This window comes from Streptomyces sp. NPDC002790 (assembly GCF_040295505.1).
Lineage (GTDB): Bacteria > Actinomycetota > Actinomycetes > Streptomycetales > Streptomycetaceae > Streptomyces.
Genome location: NZ_JBEOVM010000028.1, coordinates 30,501 through 46,837, shown reverse-complemented (window position 1 = coordinate 46,837; position 16,337 = coordinate 30,501). Strand labels below are relative to the sequence as shown.

15 protein-coding genes and 1 pseudogene are annotated in these 16,337 nt (G+C 71.2%); 11 read left to right on the top strand and 5 right to left on the bottom strand.

Annotated features, from left to right (window positions below):
• Window positions 1–77 precede the first annotated feature (77 nt).
• A complete protein-coding gene (locus ABT004_RS15830; RefSeq protein WP_351336481.1) occupies window positions 78–704 on the bottom strand; it encodes a TetR/AcrR family transcriptional regulator in 627 nt (208 codons plus the stop codon).
• Window positions 705–834: 130 nt separating this feature from the next.
• Here ABT004_RS15830 and ABT004_RS15825 point away from each other — a divergent pair, with 130 nt between their 5' ends.
• The 7 genes and pseudogenes from ABT004_RS15825 (at window position 835) to ABT004_RS15795 (ending at window position 6,930) form a co-directional block, all read left to right on the top strand.
• The gene (locus tag ABT004_RS15825) at window positions 835–1,632 is read left to right on the top strand and encodes an acetoacetate decarboxylase family protein (RefSeq protein WP_351336479.1); all 798 of its coding nucleotides are present in this window, start codon (window positions 835–837) and stop codon (window positions 1,630–1,632) included.
• Window position 1,633: 1 nt separating this feature from the next.
• Window positions 1,634–2,518 (top strand): SDR family NAD(P)-dependent oxidoreductase, encoded by an 885-nt coding sequence (locus ABT004_RS15820; protein ID WP_351336476.1) that lies wholly within the window; start codon window positions 1,634–1,636, stop codon window positions 2,516–2,518.
• Window positions 2,519–2,563: 45 nt separating this feature from the next.
• On the top strand, window positions 2,564–3,856 hold the full coding sequence (locus tag ABT004_RS15815; RefSeq protein ID WP_351336474.1) for an amidohydrolase family protein: 1,293 nt from the start codon (window positions 2,564–2,566) through the stop codon (window positions 3,854–3,856).
• The gene (locus tag ABT004_RS15810; protein ID WP_351336471.1) at window positions 3,853–5,097 is read left to right on the top strand and encodes an amidohydrolase family protein; all 1,245 of its coding nucleotides are present in this window, start codon (window positions 3,853–3,855) and stop codon (window positions 5,095–5,097) included. Before ABT004_RS15815 ends, ABT004_RS15810 begins: the two co-directional genes overlap by 4 nt.
• A 24-nt stretch (window positions 5,098–5,121) precedes the next feature.
• A pseudogene (locus tag ABT004_RS15805) lies at window positions 5,122–5,280 on the top strand (VIT1/CCC1 transporter family protein); the annotation flags it as partial.
• Between the two features lie 79 nt (window positions 5,281–5,359).
• Window positions 5,360–6,244: a sterol desaturase family protein gene (locus ABT004_RS15800; RefSeq protein ID WP_351336468.1), complete on the top strand. Its 885-nt coding sequence runs from the start codon at window positions 5,360–5,362 to the stop codon at window positions 6,242–6,244.
• Window positions 6,245–6,258: 14 nt separating this feature from the next.
• On the top strand, window positions 6,259–6,930 hold the full coding sequence (locus ABT004_RS15795) for a lysoplasmalogenase (RefSeq protein WP_351336553.1): 672 nt from the start codon (window positions 6,259–6,261) through the stop codon (window positions 6,928–6,930).
• On the opposite strand, the gene ABT004_RS15790 is transcribed toward ABT004_RS15795, so the two are convergent.
• Window positions 6,890–7,687, bottom strand: a complete 798-nt coding sequence (locus ABT004_RS15790; RefSeq protein ID WP_351336466.1) for a class I SAM-dependent methyltransferase — start codon at window positions 7,685–7,687, stop codon at window positions 6,890–6,892. The genes ABT004_RS15795 and ABT004_RS15790 overlap by 41 nt on opposite strands.
• A gap of 189 nt (window positions 7,688–7,876) precedes the next feature.
• Between ABT004_RS15790 and ABT004_RS15785 the strand changes: the two genes are divergently transcribed.
• Complete coding sequence (locus ABT004_RS15785; protein ID WP_351336464.1) at window positions 7,877–9,136, top strand: sensor histidine kinase; 1,260 nt, start codon at window positions 7,877–7,879, stop codon at window positions 9,134–9,136.
• Window positions 9,133–9,768 (top strand): response regulator, encoded by a 636-nt coding sequence (locus ABT004_RS15780; protein WP_351336461.1) that lies wholly within the window; start codon window positions 9,133–9,135, stop codon window positions 9,766–9,768. The genes ABT004_RS15785 and ABT004_RS15780 overlap by 4 nt, the downstream gene beginning before the upstream one ends.
• Window positions 9,769–9,797: 29 nt before the next feature.
• Here the strand turns inward: ABT004_RS15780 and ABT004_RS15775 are convergent, their stop codons facing one another.
• From ABT004_RS15775 to ABT004_RS15765, 3 genes are all read right to left on the bottom strand, one after another.
• Window positions 9,798–10,814 (bottom strand): CopD family protein, encoded by a 1,017-nt coding sequence (locus tag ABT004_RS15775; RefSeq protein ID WP_451189429.1) that lies wholly within the window; start codon window positions 10,812–10,814, stop codon window positions 9,798–9,800.
• Between the two features lie 145 nt (window positions 10,815–10,959).
• Entirely contained in the window at window positions 10,960–12,372 is a 1,413-nt protein-coding gene (locus tag ABT004_RS15770; RefSeq protein ID WP_351336458.1) for a CoA transferase, read from the bottom strand.
• Between the two features lie 134 nt (window positions 12,373–12,506).
• Complete coding sequence (locus ABT004_RS15765) at window positions 12,507–14,036, bottom strand: S8 family serine peptidase (RefSeq protein WP_351336456.1); 1,530 nt, start codon at window positions 14,034–14,036, stop codon at window positions 12,507–12,509.
• A 270-nt stretch (window positions 14,037–14,306) separates the two neighbouring features.
• Between ABT004_RS15765 and ABT004_RS15760 the strand changes: the two genes are divergently transcribed.
• Together ABT004_RS15760 and ABT004_RS15755 are read left to right on the top strand one after the other, a co-directional pair.
• Window positions 14,307–14,675, top strand: coding sequence for a DUF485 domain-containing protein (locus ABT004_RS15760; protein WP_351336453.1), 369 nt, complete (start codon window positions 14,307–14,309; stop codon window positions 14,673–14,675).
• An 8-nt stretch (window positions 14,676–14,683) separates the two neighbouring features.
• Window positions 14,684–16,303 carry a monocarboxylic acid transporter gene (locus ABT004_RS15755; protein ID WP_351336548.1) on the top strand — a complete coding sequence of 540 codons (1,620 nt, stop codon included), beginning with the start codon at window positions 14,684–14,686 and terminating at the stop codon, window positions 16,301–16,303.
• Window positions 16,304–16,337: the final 34 nt, after the last annotated feature.

Here is a 16,337-nt window from a genome sequence, read left to right as displayed (position 1 = left end):
TCCCAGAGGATACGGGCCGGGACTGACACTCCGGTCGCCGCCTTCCCCACAAGCCGTGTCACGGATCACCGGGCGGCTCAAGTGGGCGGGTCCAGGAGCGACTTCACCAGGGCACGTACGGACGTGGTGAAGATCCGCTCCGGGTCGGCGGGCGCGGCGAGCGCGCGGGCCAGCACCCGGTCCTCCTCCGCGGTGCCCGCGCCCCAGAGTTCCTCCTCGCGCGGGTGCTGGGCCGGGGCCCGCTCCCGGTTCCGCTCGACGAGGACGTGGCCGACGACCTGGAAGACGACCGCCCGTACGGCGTCCGCGGCGTGCGTCCCGCGCAGTCCCGCGGCGTGCACCTCGTGCACGAGGGCCTGCTGTGCGGGCAGGAACATCCGCTCGGTGAGGCCGCGTTCGTGGACCATCGCGATCAGATGCGGGTGGGCGCGCAGCCGGTGGCGCAGCGTGCGGGCGACGGAGAGCACGCGGTCCTGTGGGGTGGCCCCGCGTGGCCGGAAGCCGCCGAGGTCGGCGACGGTGCGCTCCACGAGGGCGTCGAGCAGGGACTCGCGGTTGCCGACGTGCCAGTAGATCGACGTGACGGCCGTGCCGAGTTCGGCCGCGAGCTTTCGCATGGTCAGCGCCTGCGGGCCGTGCTGCTTGACGAGACCGGCGGCGACGACGATGACCTCCTCGCGGGTGAGCGGTGCGCGTGCGGCCACTTTCCGCCTCCCCGTCGCTGTCTCGCGCGTATGTCTTTACCCTTCATCGCCTCCGGTGTAACTGTGTTACAGGCGCCTCGCGAACGACCGAACGACCCCCCATCACGGCTCGTACGAAGGGTGGTACGACATGGCACGCGTACGGTACGGAGCGCGCAGTGAGGCGGAGATCGCCGCTTCGCGCTCGGCGAGCAGCAAGCTTCCCGACATCTGGTCCACCGGTGTGGTGGCTGTGTGGGAATCCGATCCGGACGCGGTGGCCGCGGTGCTGCCGCCGCCGCTGAAGCCCACGGGGCGGCCCCTGGTGCGGGCCAACATCAGCAAGGTCGATCTGCCGGGCTATCCGCTGGGCGCGGGCTCGGTGGCCGTCGCCGCCGAGCACGGGGGAGTGCAGGGCTGGTATCCGCTCGTCATGCCGATGACGCACGAGCGGGCGCTGATCGGCGGGCGCGAGGTCTTCGGCGAACCGAAGAAGCTCGGCGAGGTCACGGTGGAGCGCGAGGGGCTCGTCGTGACGGCGGCGCTCGCGCGGCACGGCATCGCCTTCGTGGAGGTGCGCGGCGCCGTCAGCGGTGACCTGCCGCTCCCCGAGCCTTCGCAGAAGACGGACTTCTACTTCAAGTTCCTTCCAGGGGTGGACGGTTCGGGTTTCGACGCGGAGCCGGTCCTGGTGCACTGCCTGCGCAACGAGAAGGTCAGGAAGCTGGAGCGGATCACCGGGGACATCGTCCTGCGGGAGTCCATGTTCGACCCGGTCGCCGACCTTCCGGTGCGGTCCCTCGTGGAGATCACCATCGGCGAGAAGACCACCGACCAGAAGGGCAAGGTCGTCGAGCGGGTCAGCGCCGAGGCCCTGCTGCCGTACATCCATCAGCGCTACGACGACCCGCAGCAGATCCACGACGGCCCGCCCGAGGGGAGCGCCTGACATGGAGTTGCGTGAGGGACAGGTCGCCGTCGTCACGGGTGCGGCGAGCGGGATCGGGCTCGCCATGGCGCGGCGGTTCGCGGCGGACGGCCTGAAGGTGGTCCTCGCCGACGTGGAGAAGGGCGCGCTGGAGAGCGCCGCCGAGGAACTGCGGCGCACCGGTGCGAGCGTGCACGCACGCGTGGTCGACGTCGGCGAGCGCGAGCAGGTCATGGACCTGGCCGCGGACACGTACGCGACGTTCGGCGCCTGCCATGTGCTGTGCAACAACGCGGGCGTCGGCTCGGGTGCCGAGGGCCGCATGTGGCAGCACGAACCGAACGACTGGAAGTGGGCGTTCAACGTCAACGTGTGGGGTGTCTTCCACGGCATCCAGGCCTTCGTGCCGCGCATGATCGAGGGCGGTGAGCCCGGCCACATCGTCAACACGTCCTCTGGGGACGGCGGCATCGCGCCGCTGCCGACGGCGTCCGTGTACGCGGTGACGAAGGCGGCCGTCGTGACCATGACCGAGTCGCTGTACGCGCACCTGAAGGCGGAGCACGCGCGCGTGGGCGCGTCCGTGCTGTTCCCAGGACCTCACATGTTGCGTACAGGCCTGTGGGAGTCGCACCGCAACCGGCCGGACCGGTTCGCGAAGGAGCGTCCACGTAAGACGCCGTACCGCAGCCTCGACCAGTGGGAGGCCGCCATGAAGGAGGCCGGGAACGAGGTCGCGTTCACGCCCGTGGAGGAGGTCGCCGACTTCGTCGCGGAGGGCATCGCGGCGGACCGGTTCTGGCTGCTTCCGGCCAGTGAGCACAGCGACAAGCAGATCCGGGCGCGGTCGGGGTCGATGCTCGACCGGGCGAATCCGGCGTACCTGGAGAGCTTCATTCTCGACTGAGTCCGAGTGACCTTCCCGTGACCTTCCCTTAAGGAGGGACGCACGATGAGCAATCAGGACAATCAGGACCCCTATCTGATCATCTCCTCCGACTGCCACGCCGGGCTGCCCACCGAGGAGTACCGGCCCTACCTGGACAGCCGTTTCCATCGCGACTTCGACGGCTTCCTCGGCGAGCGGGACAAGCGCCGTGAGGAGGCGACCCGGCTCGGGATCCGCAACGACGCGTTCGCCGCCAAGTGGTTCGAGGACAACGAGGAGGGCCTGCGCGGCGGCTGGGACAGCGCACAGCGCCTCAAGGAACTCGACGGCGACGGGGTGGCCGCCGAGGTCGTCTTCCCCGACGCGGACGCCGTGGACAGCCAGACGGCGGCGCCCTTCGGCGTCGGACTCGGCCTCTCCGGCGACCAGGACCCCGAACTCGGCATGGCGGGCGCGCAGGCCCACAACCGCTGGCTCGCCGAGTTCGTCGGCCAGAACCCCGAACGGCACTGCGGCGTCGCCCTGTTGCCGGTCACCGCGGACCCGGACAAGGTCGTCGCCGAGATCCACCGGGCCAAGGAGTCGGGGCTCGGCGCCCTGATGATCCCCTCTATGTGGGTCGACCAGGACCCGTACCACGCGCGCCGCTACGACCCCGTGTGGGCGGCGGCGGCCGAGTGCGAGATGCCCGTGGTGACGCACTCGGGGGCGGCGCCGCGGCACGAGTACGGCGACCATCTGGGCATCTACGTAAGCGAAGTGACGTGGTGGCCCGCGCGCCCCCTGTGGTTCCTTCTCTGGTCGGGCGCCTTCGAGCGGCATCCGGGGCTGAAGTTCGGTGTCGCCGAGTCGGGCTGCTGGTGGCTGCCGAACCTGCTGTGGTTCATGGACCGCCTCTACCTGGGGGCGCACGGCGGCAAGAAGCTGTCCCCGTTCGCCGAGTTGAAGCGCTCTCCGGCGGAGTACCTCGACCGGCAGGTCTTCGTCTGCGCCACCAACACCAAGCGCCGCGAACTCGCCCAGCGCTACGAGATCGGCGTCGACAACATCCTGTGGGGCAGCGACTTCCCGCACCCCGAAGGGACCTGGCCCGACACGCACACGTGGTTGCGCAAAACCTTCCACGACATCCCGGTCTCCGAGACCCGGCGGATGCTCGGCCTGTCCGCCGCCGAGGTCTTCGGCTTCGACACCGCCCAGCTGGTGCCGCTCGCGGCCCGCATCGGCCCGACCCCGGCCGACCTCGGCCAGGACGCCGACCAGAGCGCCGTTGAGGCCTCCTGGGCGCGCTCGCGCGAGGTGGGCAGGCACTGGCTGACCGAGCACGACTTCCCGAACATCGGGGTGACCCCATGACTGCCGCAGCTTCTTCTGAGGACCGGTACACCGTCATCTCGGCGGACTGCCACGCGGGCGCCGATCTCCTCGACTACAAGCCGTACTTGGAGGCACGGCACCACGACACGTTCGACGCCTGGGCCGCCGGCTACGTGAACCCGTACGAGGACCTGCTCGCCGACAGCGCCGACCGGAACTGGAACTCCGGGCGGCGCGTCGAGGAGCTGGAGCGGGACGGCATCGTCGCCGAGGTCGTCTTCCCGAACACTATCCCGCCGTTCTTCCCGTCCGCCTCGCTCATGGCGCCCGCGCCCACCCGCGAGGAGTTCGAGCAGCGCTGGGCCGGTCTGCGCGCCCACAACCGGTGGCTGGCGGACTTCTGCGCCGCGGCCCCCGGCCGCAGGGCGGGCGTCTTCCAGATCCTCCTCAACGACGTCGACGAGGCCGTCAAGGAGATCCGCTGGGCAGCCGAAGCGGGCCTCCAGGGCGGCCTGTTGCTGCCCGGCACGCCGCCCGGCTCGGGCCTGCCGGAGCTCTACTCGTCGACGTACGACCCGATCTGGCGGACCTGCGCCGAGCTCGGCGTCCCGGTCAACCACCACGCGGGTTCGGCGTCCCCGCCGCTCGGCGAGGAACCGGCCGCCCGCGCGGTCTTCATGGTCGAGACGACGTGGTTCTCGCACCGTGCCCTGTGGCACCTCGTCTTCGGCGGCGCGTTCCGTAAGCATCCGGACCTTCGGCTGGTCCTCACGGAGCAGGGTTCCGGGTGGATCCCCGGAGTGCTCGACATGCTGGACTACTACCACGCGCGCCTGGTGAAGGCCGCCACGCGCGCGAACACCGCGGAGTCCAAGTTCGGTGCGGGCCTTGCCGATTCGATGGGCAAGGGGCCTTCTACTGTGTGGCGCGAGAACTGCTACGTAGGCGCGAGTTTCATGCGTCCCCACGAAGTGCCCCTGCGGGACCGGATCGGCCTCGACAAGATCATGTGGGGCAGCGACTACCCGCACGACGAGGGCACGCACCCGTACACGCGCGAGGGCCTGCGCATCGCCTACGCCGGGCTGCCGAAGGACGAGATCGCCGCGATGGTCGGCGGCAACGCGGCCCGCGTCTACGGGTTCGATCTCGGCCTCCTCGACCCCATTGCGGCCCGTGTGGGCCCCACGGTCGCGGAGATCGACGAACCGCTCAAGGAGCCGCCCGCGGACGCGACGAGCCCGGTGTTCGCACCAGGGGCGTCGGTACGCGTGTGGTGACGCGCCTGGTGGCACGCTCAGCGCGTGACGGAACCCGGAGCGCGATCCACCCATGACGAGTCCCACGGCGGCGCGCTCGGCCCGCGGCTCAACTGGCTGCGCGCCGCCGTGCTCGGCAGCAACGACGGCGTGGTCGCGATGGCGGGCGCGTTTGCGGCGGGTTCTTTGTTGGGTGTCGCCGGAATCCGACCCGTTACCGGGGGTATTACTTGTCGGTAACTACCTCTAGCCGGGGTCCGTGTCCGGCGCTTACGGTGCACACATGCCGACCCCGAACCTGCCCGACGCCGTGCTGTGGTCGATTCCCGCCTTCGTGCTGCTCACGGTGATCGAGATCGTCAGCGTGCGTATCCATCCCGACGAGGATGCCGCCGGCTACGAGACCAAGGACGCGGCGACCAGCGTCACCATGGGGCTCGGAAGCCTGGTATTCGACCTCCTGTGGAAGATCCCGATCGTCGCGATCTACACGGCGGTCTACGAACTGACACCGCTGCGCGTGCCCGTCCTGTGGTGGACGATCCCGCTGATGCTGCTCGGCCAGGACTTCTTCTACTACTGGTCGCACCGCGGACACCACGTGATCCGCATCCTGTGGGCGTGCCACGTGGTGCACCACTCCAGCCGCAGGTTCAACCTCACCACGGCGCTCCGGCAGCCCTGGACGAGCCTGACCGTGTGGCCGTTCTACCTGCCGCTCATTGCCCTGGGCGTGCACCCGGCGGCGCTCGCGTTCTGCTCCTCGGTCAACCTCGTGTACCAGTTCTGGATCCACACCGAGCGCATCGACAAGATGTGGCGGCCCTTCGAGTTCGTCTTCAACACGCCCTCCCACCACCGCGTCCACCACGCCTCCCAAGGCGGCTACCTGGACCGGAACTTCGGCGGGATCCTCATCCTCTGGGACCGCCTCTTCGGGTCGTGGGTCGCGGAGGTCGAGCGACCCGAGTTCGGGCTCACCAAGAACATCAGCACGTACAACCCGCTGCGCGTCGCCACGCACGAGTACGCGGCCATCGCCAAGGACCTGCGGGCGGCGTCCGGTTGGCGCGAGCGGGCCGGGAGGGTCTTCCGGGGGCCGGGGTGGCAGCCCAAGCCCACCGGCGCCCCGAGCGCCCCGCAGAAGGTCACCGAGGGCGCTGCGTGAGACCTGCCGCACCGATGTGGCGCGCCGCGTTCCTCGGTGCGTGCGCCGCCGACCTCGGCGCGCTGCTCGTCGGCGCGGAAGATGCGCACGTCGTCCTCAAGCCCCTGCTCATGCCGCTGCTCGTGGCCTACGTGATCGCGTGCCGCGGCCCCCGGCTGCTGTGCGCCGCCCTGCTGCTGGGGTGGTGCGGCGACGTGCTGCTGCTGTTCGACCAGGACACGGTGTTCCTCGCCGGAATGGGCGCCTTCGCCGTCGGACACGTCTGCTACCTGGTGCTGTTCAAGCGGCACGGGACGGCACGCGCACGTGGTGCGCTGCTCGGGGCCGCGTACGGCGTCGCGCTCGTCGTGACCGTGGCCTTGCTGTGGCCCGATCTGCCGGCGGACATGCGCGGGCCCGTCGCCGCGTACAGCGTGCTGCTGACCTGCATGGCGTTCGCGGCCTCACGGCTCGGTGCGGCGGCGGGCGTCGGCGGCGCCCTGTTCCTTCTCTCGGACTCGCTCATCGCCACGGGCGTCGCCGACTGGCCCGCCCTGCCGCGCCCCGACTTCTGGGTCATGGGCACCTACGTAGCGGCGCAGTATTTGCTCGCCCGGGGAGTGCTCGGGGAGCGACATGGAGGGCGTGCCCGGTGGCTACAAGGCCCTAGGAATCGGTCCGGGCCTGCCGGTCCGTCGCGCGCGTGACGCGGATCTTGGACTGGCCGTGCTTCAACTCCTCCCAGTCGTCCATGAAGCGCGCCGCCAGGCCGTGCTGGGCGGCCAGCGCGGCCAGCGTCTCAGTGCGGTAGTAGAAGTCCTCCCGCAGTACGTGGTGTTCCTCGCCCTCCGTGCGGTCGAAGGTGAAGTCGAACCAGCCGCCGGGCGCGAGGAGCCGGCCCATGTGCGCGAAGCACTCCTCGATGACCGGAAGCGGGGAGTGCGAGAACACGCTGTGCGCGTGCACCACGTCGAACTCGCCCTCCGGGAGGAACCCCAGCGTCAGATCGCGCACCGGGGTCAGCGTCGGCAGCCGGTCCTGGAGCTCCTGGTCCCGGAGGGTGTCCTGGGCGGCGAAGAGGATGTCGGGGGAGATGTCGACGCCGTAGTAGTGGCCTGGTTCGAGGTAGTCGATGAAGCGCCAGCCGGCCCGCAGATTGCCGCAGCCGATCTCCAGCATCCGGTGCTCCGGACGCAGCCCGTGGCGCCGCAGATAGTCGAACTGCATCGCCCCCAGCGCCAGCCAGCGCTCCCGGCTGCGGCCGCCCACCGCCGCGTCGGGATCGCGGCGCGTGTCGGAACGCATGACCGCCCTGTAGTAGGCGACATGGTCCGGCGAGCGGTGACGCAACCAGGCGTCGCGGGCCGCGCGGCGCAGATGGCGCGGGACGCGGGCGGGGTTGCGCAGCGCGTAGCCGACGCGGTGGGAGAGGGCGGCGCGGTTGGCGGTGAGGTTCTTCGGCATGGTGGTACTCGATCTCCGTAGGGGCCGTGTACCGGAAGTCTCACGGCCGCCCCGCGCCGCCTCTTCGGACGTGCGGCTGCGTCGGGGGGTCCCGCCGGGCCGTACCGATGTCAGCCGATCGGATGATGTCCCCAACGCCGCGTGCGGATATACGTGGTCGGACGGTACGGGCGAGGCGATGGGGAAACGGTGGAACGAGCGGACACGCGGCCGGACGCCGGCCCGCGGTGGCTGACCACCGCCCTGCACGCCGCGTTTGCCCTGCTGCTCGCGGGCGCGGTCGTCCGGCTGCTGACCCGCGGCCCGACCACCGGGCGCATGGTCTTGGTGCTCGCCCTGTTCCTCGTCTTCGGGGCGCTCTACGTGGCCGGCCAGGCACTGGCTCCCGCGCCCCAGCACGGCGGGCGGCCCACCGCCCGCCATCTGCTCTGGCTGGCCGCCGTCCTCGCCGTCTGGCTTGTACTGCTCGCCCTGGAACCGAGCGCCACCTGGTGCACCATGCCGCTGCTCTTCATCGGCCTGCACCGGCTGCCGGTCCGGATCGCGGTGCCGCTGGCCGCCGTCCTCGTCGTGCTGGTGGTCGCCACCGAACTGCGGGTGGCCACCGGCGGGTTCAACCCCAATCTGGTGCTCGCCCCGGTGGCCCTCGGCACGATCGCCACCGCCGTCCTGGTCGACGCCCGGCGGCTGACCGACCGGCAGCGCGTGCTCATCGACGACCTGGTGCGCGCCCGCGGCGAACTGGCCGCCACCGAACGGCACGCGGGCGTCCTGGCGGAGCGCCAACGCCTGTCGGCGGAGATCCACGACATCCTCGCCCAGAGCCTGTCCAGCCAGCGGATGCTGCTCCAGGCCGCCGAACGGCACTGGCACACCGCACCGGACACCGCGCACGCCCACGTACAGGACGCCGCGGGCACGGCCGACCGCGCGCTCGCCGAGGTCCGCCGGTTCGTCCGCGACCTCACCCCGCTCGACCTCGCCGGCAGTTCCCTCGTCCAGGCACTGCGCGAACTGGCCGAACCGGGCGGGATGCCGGGGCCGGCCGAAGTGCCCCGGCCAGTCGTCGAGTTCCGGCTCGACGCCGAGCCCGGTGCTCCCGGCCCGCTGCCGGGACCGGCGGAGACCGCGCTGCTGCGAGTGACCCAGCAGGCTCTGGCCAACGTACGGGAGCACGCCGGGGCGCGTCGGGCCGTCATCACCCTGACCTGCCTGGAGGACCGGATCACCGTGGACATCGCCGACGACGGACGAGGCTTCGACGCGGACAGGCCGCCCCGCCGCGGCCTGTCCGGGACCCGGGGCCACGGCCTCCCGGGCATGCGGAACCGGGCGCGGCAGGCGGGCGGGACACTCGACGTGGAGTCGGTGCCGGGCGAGGGGACGGTGGTGACGATGTCCGTGCCGCTGCCCGCGGACCGCGGCGGAAACGTCAGGGGGACGGCGTGAGCCCCACCGTACGGGTCCTGCTCTGCGACGACCACGCCGTCGTGTGCGCCGGGCTGCGTGCCCTGCTGTCCAGTACCGAGGGCATCGAGGTGATCGGGGAGGCGGGCAGCGGCGAGGACGCCCTCGCGATGGCCGAGGCGCTGCGCCCGGACGTGGTCCTCATGGACCTGCAACTGGGCACCGGCATGGACGGCGTGGAGGCCACCCGGCGGCTGACCGCGTCCGAGGCCGGGGAGGCCCCGCGTGTGCTGGTCCTCACCATGTTCGACACCGACGCGGACATCGCCCGCGCCGTCGCCGCGGGAGCCACCGGGTATCTGCTCAAGGCCGAGCGGCCGGACCGGCTGTTCGCGGCGATCCGGGATGCCGCCGTGGGACGCACCTCGCTGTCGAGCGCGGTCGCCGACCGGGTGGTGTCCAGGCTGCGTGCCCCCGGGCCCGCGCTCACCGAACGCGAACGCGATGTCCTGGCCGGCCTTGCGCAGGGTCTTGGCAACCGGGAGATCGCCCGGGACCTGTTCCTCAGCGAGGCCACGGTCAAGACCCACCTGGGGCGTGTGTACGCCAAGCTCGGTGTGCGGACCCGGGCGGGCGCGGTGGCCGCGGCGGCCCGGCACCGCCTGCTGCCGTGAGCGACTCGCCTTCTGTATAAGGCGATCGCTCACCAGCGGATCGGCACCGGCAGCGCCGTCAACGCCGCCGACACCGCCACCACGACCGTCAGGATCACGATCTCCGCGCGGGCGGGCGCGTAGGCGTTCCCGCGGTCCGGGGCGCGGCGCAGCCGCAGCCGCGCCGCCAGGGCGAGTCCTGCGACGACGGCGACGAGGAGCACCTTCGCGAGCAGCACGCGCCCGTACGCCGTCGTCGCCAACTGGTCGAGGATCGTGCTCGGCGGCATCCGGCGCAGGGTGCTGCACACGCCCGTCGCGGTGATGGCCGCGAGCAGCGCCGCGGCCACGCGCGCGTAGAGGCCGAGAAGTGCCGTGCCCGCCTCGGGGGCGGTCGTGCGCCAGGCGTGCGTTGTGCGCAGCACGTACAGCAGCCCGCCCACCCACAGGGCGGCGCAGGTCAGATGGACCAGGGTGAGACCCGACCCGAGCAGCGCGCCGTCCTCGGCCGCAGGGTGCGCCCGCAGCGCCTCTGCGACGGCCACGGCGGCCAGGGGGAGGAGCGCCGTCGCGGGACGCCGCCTGGCGCACAGGCCCGCGAGCAGGAAGCCGTTGACCTCCACCAGCGCGAGCGTGCCGTCACGTGTCCCGCCCAGGCCACCGATGTCTAGGGCCGCGACGCTGTGCGGAATCAGGTTCCCGGACGCCACCACGGAGGCGAGCCCGAGCGCGGCCGCGAACCCGGCCCACGGCGCGTACGCCGACCAGATGCGGGGCGGCTCCCGCGACGGGTCCACCCTGCGGGCGAGGAACCCCGCGAACACCTCGCCCGCCTGGACGCACAACGCCGCGAACAGGACCGCACGCAGGAGCGCGATCACGCCGACGCCGGGCGCCGCTGCCTCACCGGTGCCGTCGAGGGCGGCGCGCGGCCCCAGCAGCGGGATCAGCGCGGCCACGGCGACGAGTACGAGCACGGCGACGGCGCGCCCCGCGCCGGGTCTGCGCAGGGAGACGTCGGCCCCGACGGAAACGGGGGCCTCGGTGGGCGGCGGTATGGAACTCACCACTGGATCTTCACCAGGCGACCCTGATTCCGGCAAGCGCAGACCAACAAGTGGGGCATGCGAATCCGGACCGTCAGAGGCCGGCTCCGGTGCTGCGCTGTGTCGGTTCACGACTACGTAGGACGCGATTTCGCGACCCCTTGGTTCACCCCGCCGGCAGCCACCCGGCATCGTCGCTGCCCCAACAGCCGGGAGGGCGCGCCCAGTTCGCGGGGCCGCCGTCGAACGACAAGGGTGGCAGGGCGTGCCGCAGGCGCCCGATCGGGCTGTCCGCCTCGGTCAGCCAGGCGGCAGGGTCGCCCGCCTCGTACGGCTCCGCGCGCTCGCCGTACTCTCCCGGGTGCGCTCCTTGGACGAGCCAAGCAGCCGTCTGCGCGAGCGCGAGCCGCACCACCCGCGAACCGCCCCGCGCCGTTTGCTCGGTGAGCGCGCGCAGCACCGCCGCCGCGAGCAGATAGCCCGTACCGTGGTCGAGCGCCTGCGCGGGCAGCGCTCCGGGGCGCGCGGCGGAGCCCTCGGCCGCCGCGATGCCCGACGCCACCTGGACGAGGCTGTCGAAGCCGCGCCGCCCGTTCCACGGCCCGTACCCGCCCCAGGCCGACAGCGCCGCCACCACGAGCCCCGGCCGCCGCTCCGCGAGCGCCTCCGGAGCGAGCCCGAACCGGTCGAGCGCGCCGGGCCGGTACCCCGTGACCACCACGTCCGCGCCCGCGAGCAACTCGTCGAACGTGCGCCGGTCCGCCGCGTCCGTCAGGTCGAGGCGGGCCGAACGCTTGCCGAAACCGGTGTCGGCGTGCGCGTCCGCCGCCTCCGGCAGCTGCGGCGCGTCCACCCGCAGCACGTCCGCGCCGAGCAGCGCCAGGGTGCGGGTGGCGACAGGACCCGCGATGACGCGCGTGAGGTCGAGGACCCGGATCCCGGCCGCGGGCGAGAGCACCCCGCGCGACAGCGTCCGGACCGGCGCCGTGTCCACCCGGTCGAGCGTCAGGAGCGGCTGGGCCGCCACCTGGGCGCCCTGCGGATGCGCCGCCCACTCCTCGGGCGTGCGCAGCGCGACAGCCAGGCCACCGGCCGCGTGGACCGTCTCCTCGACCTCCGGCGCGGAGCGCTCCGCGAGCAGCGGCGCCACCTCGTCCACGGTCGCGTCCACGCCGACCCCGAGGGCCGCGCACAGTCGCGCCCGGTGGTGCGGATAGTTCGCGTGGGTGCGCAGCCAGCCGTCCCGCGTGCGCCAGAAGCGCGACAGCGGCGCGAAGTTGACCGGCGCGCGCCCGTCGATCAGCAGATGCCGCTCGCTGGTGAACGCGGTGGCCACCGCGCCGTCGTCGACGCGCACCCGGATGGCGCCGAGGGGGTGCCTCGCACGCGTGGCGGCCAGTTCGGCAGCGGCGAGGGAGCAGCAGCCGACACAGGACCTGGCCAGGTCGACGACGGGGAGGCGGGCGGGCAGCGCACCCGCGCGCGTGCGGTACGAAACGCGGGCGAGCAGGGCGGGGTCGCCGCCGAGCGCCGCCCACGCGGCCCGGGTGTCGACCGGTGCATGGGGCGCATGTGTCATGTCCGCACTATCGCGCAGCACTTGGCCCGGCACACGGTCGGCACACGCAGGGGGCGGGTGGCGTGCGCCACCCGCCCCCTGTTCGACTCACATGTTTCGTACGGAGTGGGCCACTAAACGGGCTACTTGACGGCCTACTTGACGGCCTTCAGCGCGTCGACGATCCCGTACCCGTAGAAGCCGTTGCGCCGCTCGGGGCCTTCGCAGACCGCGTCGACCGTGCCGTCGCCGTCCCCGTCGTACGCGGTCGGGCACGCCTCCTTGTCGGCCTGCGCCTTCATGAGGGACTGCAGCTGCGCCGGAGTGGCCTTCGGATGCGTCGACTTGAGGAGCGCGGCGACGCCCGCGGCGTGCGGCGATGCCATCGACGTTCCCTGCAGCCAGCCGTACTGGTTGCCCGGCAGCGTGGACAGGATGCGGCCGTCCTGCGACGGGGTGTCGGCCGGCTTCTTGTACTTGTCGCCGCCCGGGGCCGCGATGTCGATGACACCGTTGCCGTACGTCGAGTAGTACGACTTGGCCTTGGTCACGCCCGTCGCGCTCACCGTGACGACACCCGGCAGCTGGGTGGGGATGTCGAAGCAGGTGTGCGGGTCGATCGTGCGGTTCACCGGCGTCGAGTCGTCGGGGCTCGTGTCGTCCACGATCGCGTCGGCGTCGAGGTCGTGGTTGGAGTTGCCCGCGGACGCCAGGTTCAGGGTGCCCTTCTTCTGGGCGTACAGCTGGGCCCGGTTGACCGCGTCGACGATGGCCCGCTGGTCGGGATCGTCCATGCAGTTGTACTGCCACGGGTCCACGTAGTAGCTGTTGTTGGTGACCTCGATGCCGTGGTCCGCGGCGAACACGAAGGCGCAGACCACGCTCTCCGGGTAGAACAGCTCGCTGACCGGGTCGGCCACCTTGATGCCCGCGACCTTGACGCCGGGCGCGACACCGGCGACGCCGATCCCGTTGCGTGCGGCGGCGATCTCACCTGCGACGTGCGTGCCGTGGTAGTGGTCCGGGTTCGCGGGCCGCCAGGCGCCCGGCGAGGTGTCCGCCTTGCCGCCGACACAGTTCGCGGACTGCGACGCGGAGAAGTTCGGGGCGAGGTCGGGGTGGGTGTCGTCCACGCCGGTGTCGATGACGCCGACCGTGACCCTCTTACTGCCCGGGTTGATCTTCGCGGCCTTGTCGGCGCCCATCGCCCGCAGGTCCCACTGGTCGGCCTCGAGCGGCTCCTGCGCGGAAGTGGCCTGCGCGGCAACGGACTTGGCGTCCGTCTTCGACAGCTTCTGGACGGCGCCCTCTTCGGTGGTGCCGGCCGGGCTGAGCGGCGCTGTGCGGGTCGCGCCCGCCGTGGCCACTCCCTTCGCCGCGCGTATTCGCTTGCCGAAGTCGGCGTTCGAGGACTGCACGACGAAGACGCCGATCTTCGCGTACGTCGCGACTATGGAGCCGTCCGCCGCGGATATCGCCTTGCCCACTGAGGAGATCGTGCGGGCATCGGTGCCGCGCGTGTTCACCACGTACGTGAGTGAGGAGGCCGAGCTGCTCGAACCGGCCGTTACCGCGTGGGAGTCGGGTGCCGCGACCGCCGTCGGCAGGAAGCCGAAGGAGGCTGTCAGCGCGATGCCGATCGGCAGGGCGAGGGCCAGCCGGCGTCTGCCAGGCAGATGAGCCATGGGGTCTCCACATCATCCGTCGTTTATGGAAATGCCCGGTACACGAGTGCGTCCTGGGCAGGTACATGACGCGTAGTGCGGTGTGAACGTATCCCTGGCCAGCGCGGTTCATCAATGAATCCCGAAAGAATCAAGGCGAGTTGAACCACCACGCTCGTGCTCCCGTGCCGTTGTGCAAGGGGGCGGGGCGCTCTACCATCGCGACCCGGCCCGCGTGATCCAGATCACGCCGAGGTGAGATACAGCAGCACCCCATCATGAGGAGAGTCCGTGGCCACCGACGCACCACCACCGCAGCAGGGCAGCCCGCACGACGGGCCCGCGCTGCCCTCCACCGAGAATTTCATCGAGGTGCAGGAAGGCGCGGAGTTCGGTGAACTGCGCCGCGCGCACCGCTCGTTCGCCTTCCCGCTGACCATCGCGTTCATCGCGTGGTACCTCGTGTACGTGCTGCTGTCGAGCTACGCGGGCGACTTCATGGGCACCAAGTTGTTCGGCAACATCAACGTCGCCCTCGTCCTCGGGCTCGCCCAGTTCCTGACCACGTTCCTCATCGCCTGGTGGTACTCGCGGCACGCCGCCACCAAGCTCGACCCGAAGGCCGAGGCCATCAAGTCCCGTCTGGAGGGCGGCGCGTGAACCCCCACATGTCACAACAGGTGACCCTGGCCGCCGAGGCGAGCGAGCACCGGCCGCTGATCATCAGCCTGTTCGCGGTGTTCGTCCTCGCGACCCTCGTCATCACCGTCTGGGCGGGCCGCCAGACCAAGAGCGCGTCCGACTTCTACGCGGGCGGCCGCCAGTTCACCGCCTTCCAGAACGGTCTCGCGGTCTCCGGCGACTACATGTCCGCCGCGTCCTTCCTCGGCATCGCCGGCGCCATCGCCCTCTTCGGCTACGACGGCTTCCTCTACTCGATCGGCTTCCTGGTCGCCTGGCTCGTCGCCCTGCTCCTCGTCGCCGAACCGCTGCGCAACTCCGGCCGCTACACGATGGGCGACGTCCTCGCCTACCGGATGCGCCAGCGCCCTGTGCGCACGGCGGCCGGTGTCTCGACGATCGTCGTCTCGATCTTCTACCTGCTCGCGCAGATGGCGGGCGCGGGCGTCCTCGTCTCGCTGCTGCTCGGCATCACCACGGACGCGGGCAAGATCCTCATCGTCGCGCTCGTCGGCGTCCTGATGATCGTGTACGTCACCATCGGCGGCATGAAGGGCACCACCTGGGTGCAGATGGTCAAGGCGGTGCTCCTCATCGCGGGCACGATCCTGCTGACCTTCCTCGTCCTGCTGAAGTTCAACTTCAACATCTCGGACCTGCTGGGCACGGCGGCCGAGAACAGCGGCAAGGGTTCGGCGTTCCTGGAGCCCGGACTGAAGTACGGCCTCACCTCGACGTCGAAGATCGACTTCATCTCGCTCGGCATCGCGCTCGTGCTCGGCACGGCGGGCCTGCCGCACATCCTGATCCGCTTCTACACGGTGCCCACCGCCAAGGCCGCCCGTAAGTCCGTCAACTGGGCCATCGGCATCATCGGCGCCTTCTACCTGATGACGATCGCGCTCGGCTTCGGCGCGGCCGCGCTCATCAAGCCGGACGAGATCATCGCCTCCAACCCGGCGGGCAATACGGCGGCACCCCTGCTGGCGCTCCATTTGGGCGGCGTCGACTCCAGCTGGGGCGCGATCCTGCTCGCCTCCATCTCCGCGGTCGCCTTCGCCACGATCCTCGCGGTCGTCGCGGGCCTGACCCTCGCCTCGTCCTCCTCGTTCGCGCACGACATCTACGCGAACGTCATCAAGAGGGGGCAGGCGTCCGAGAAGCAGGAGATGAAGGCGGCCCGCTGGGCCACCGTCTTCATCGGCATCGTCTCGATCGCCCTCGGCGCGCTCGCCCGCGACCTGAACGTGGCGGGCCTCGTCGCCCTGGCCTTCGCGGTCGCGGCCTCCGCGAACCTGCCGACGCTCCTGTACTCCCTCTTCTGGAAGCGGTTCAACACCAACGGCGCGCTCTGGTCGATCTACGGCGGCCTGTTCACGGCGGTCTTCCTCGTCTTCTTCTCGCCCGTCGTCTCGGGCAACGAGAAGACCTCCATGTTCAAGGGCGTCGACTTCCACTGGTTCCCGCTGGAGAACCCGGGCATCATCTCGATCCCGGTCGGCTTCCTGCTGGGCATCATCGGCACCTACGTCGCCAAGGAGAAGGCCGACAAGGGCAAGTACGCCGAGCTCGAGGTCCGCTCCCTGACGGGCACCGGAGCCCACTGACCTGCTCCGTCCCCGTGTGCCGTGCCCCGCCTCG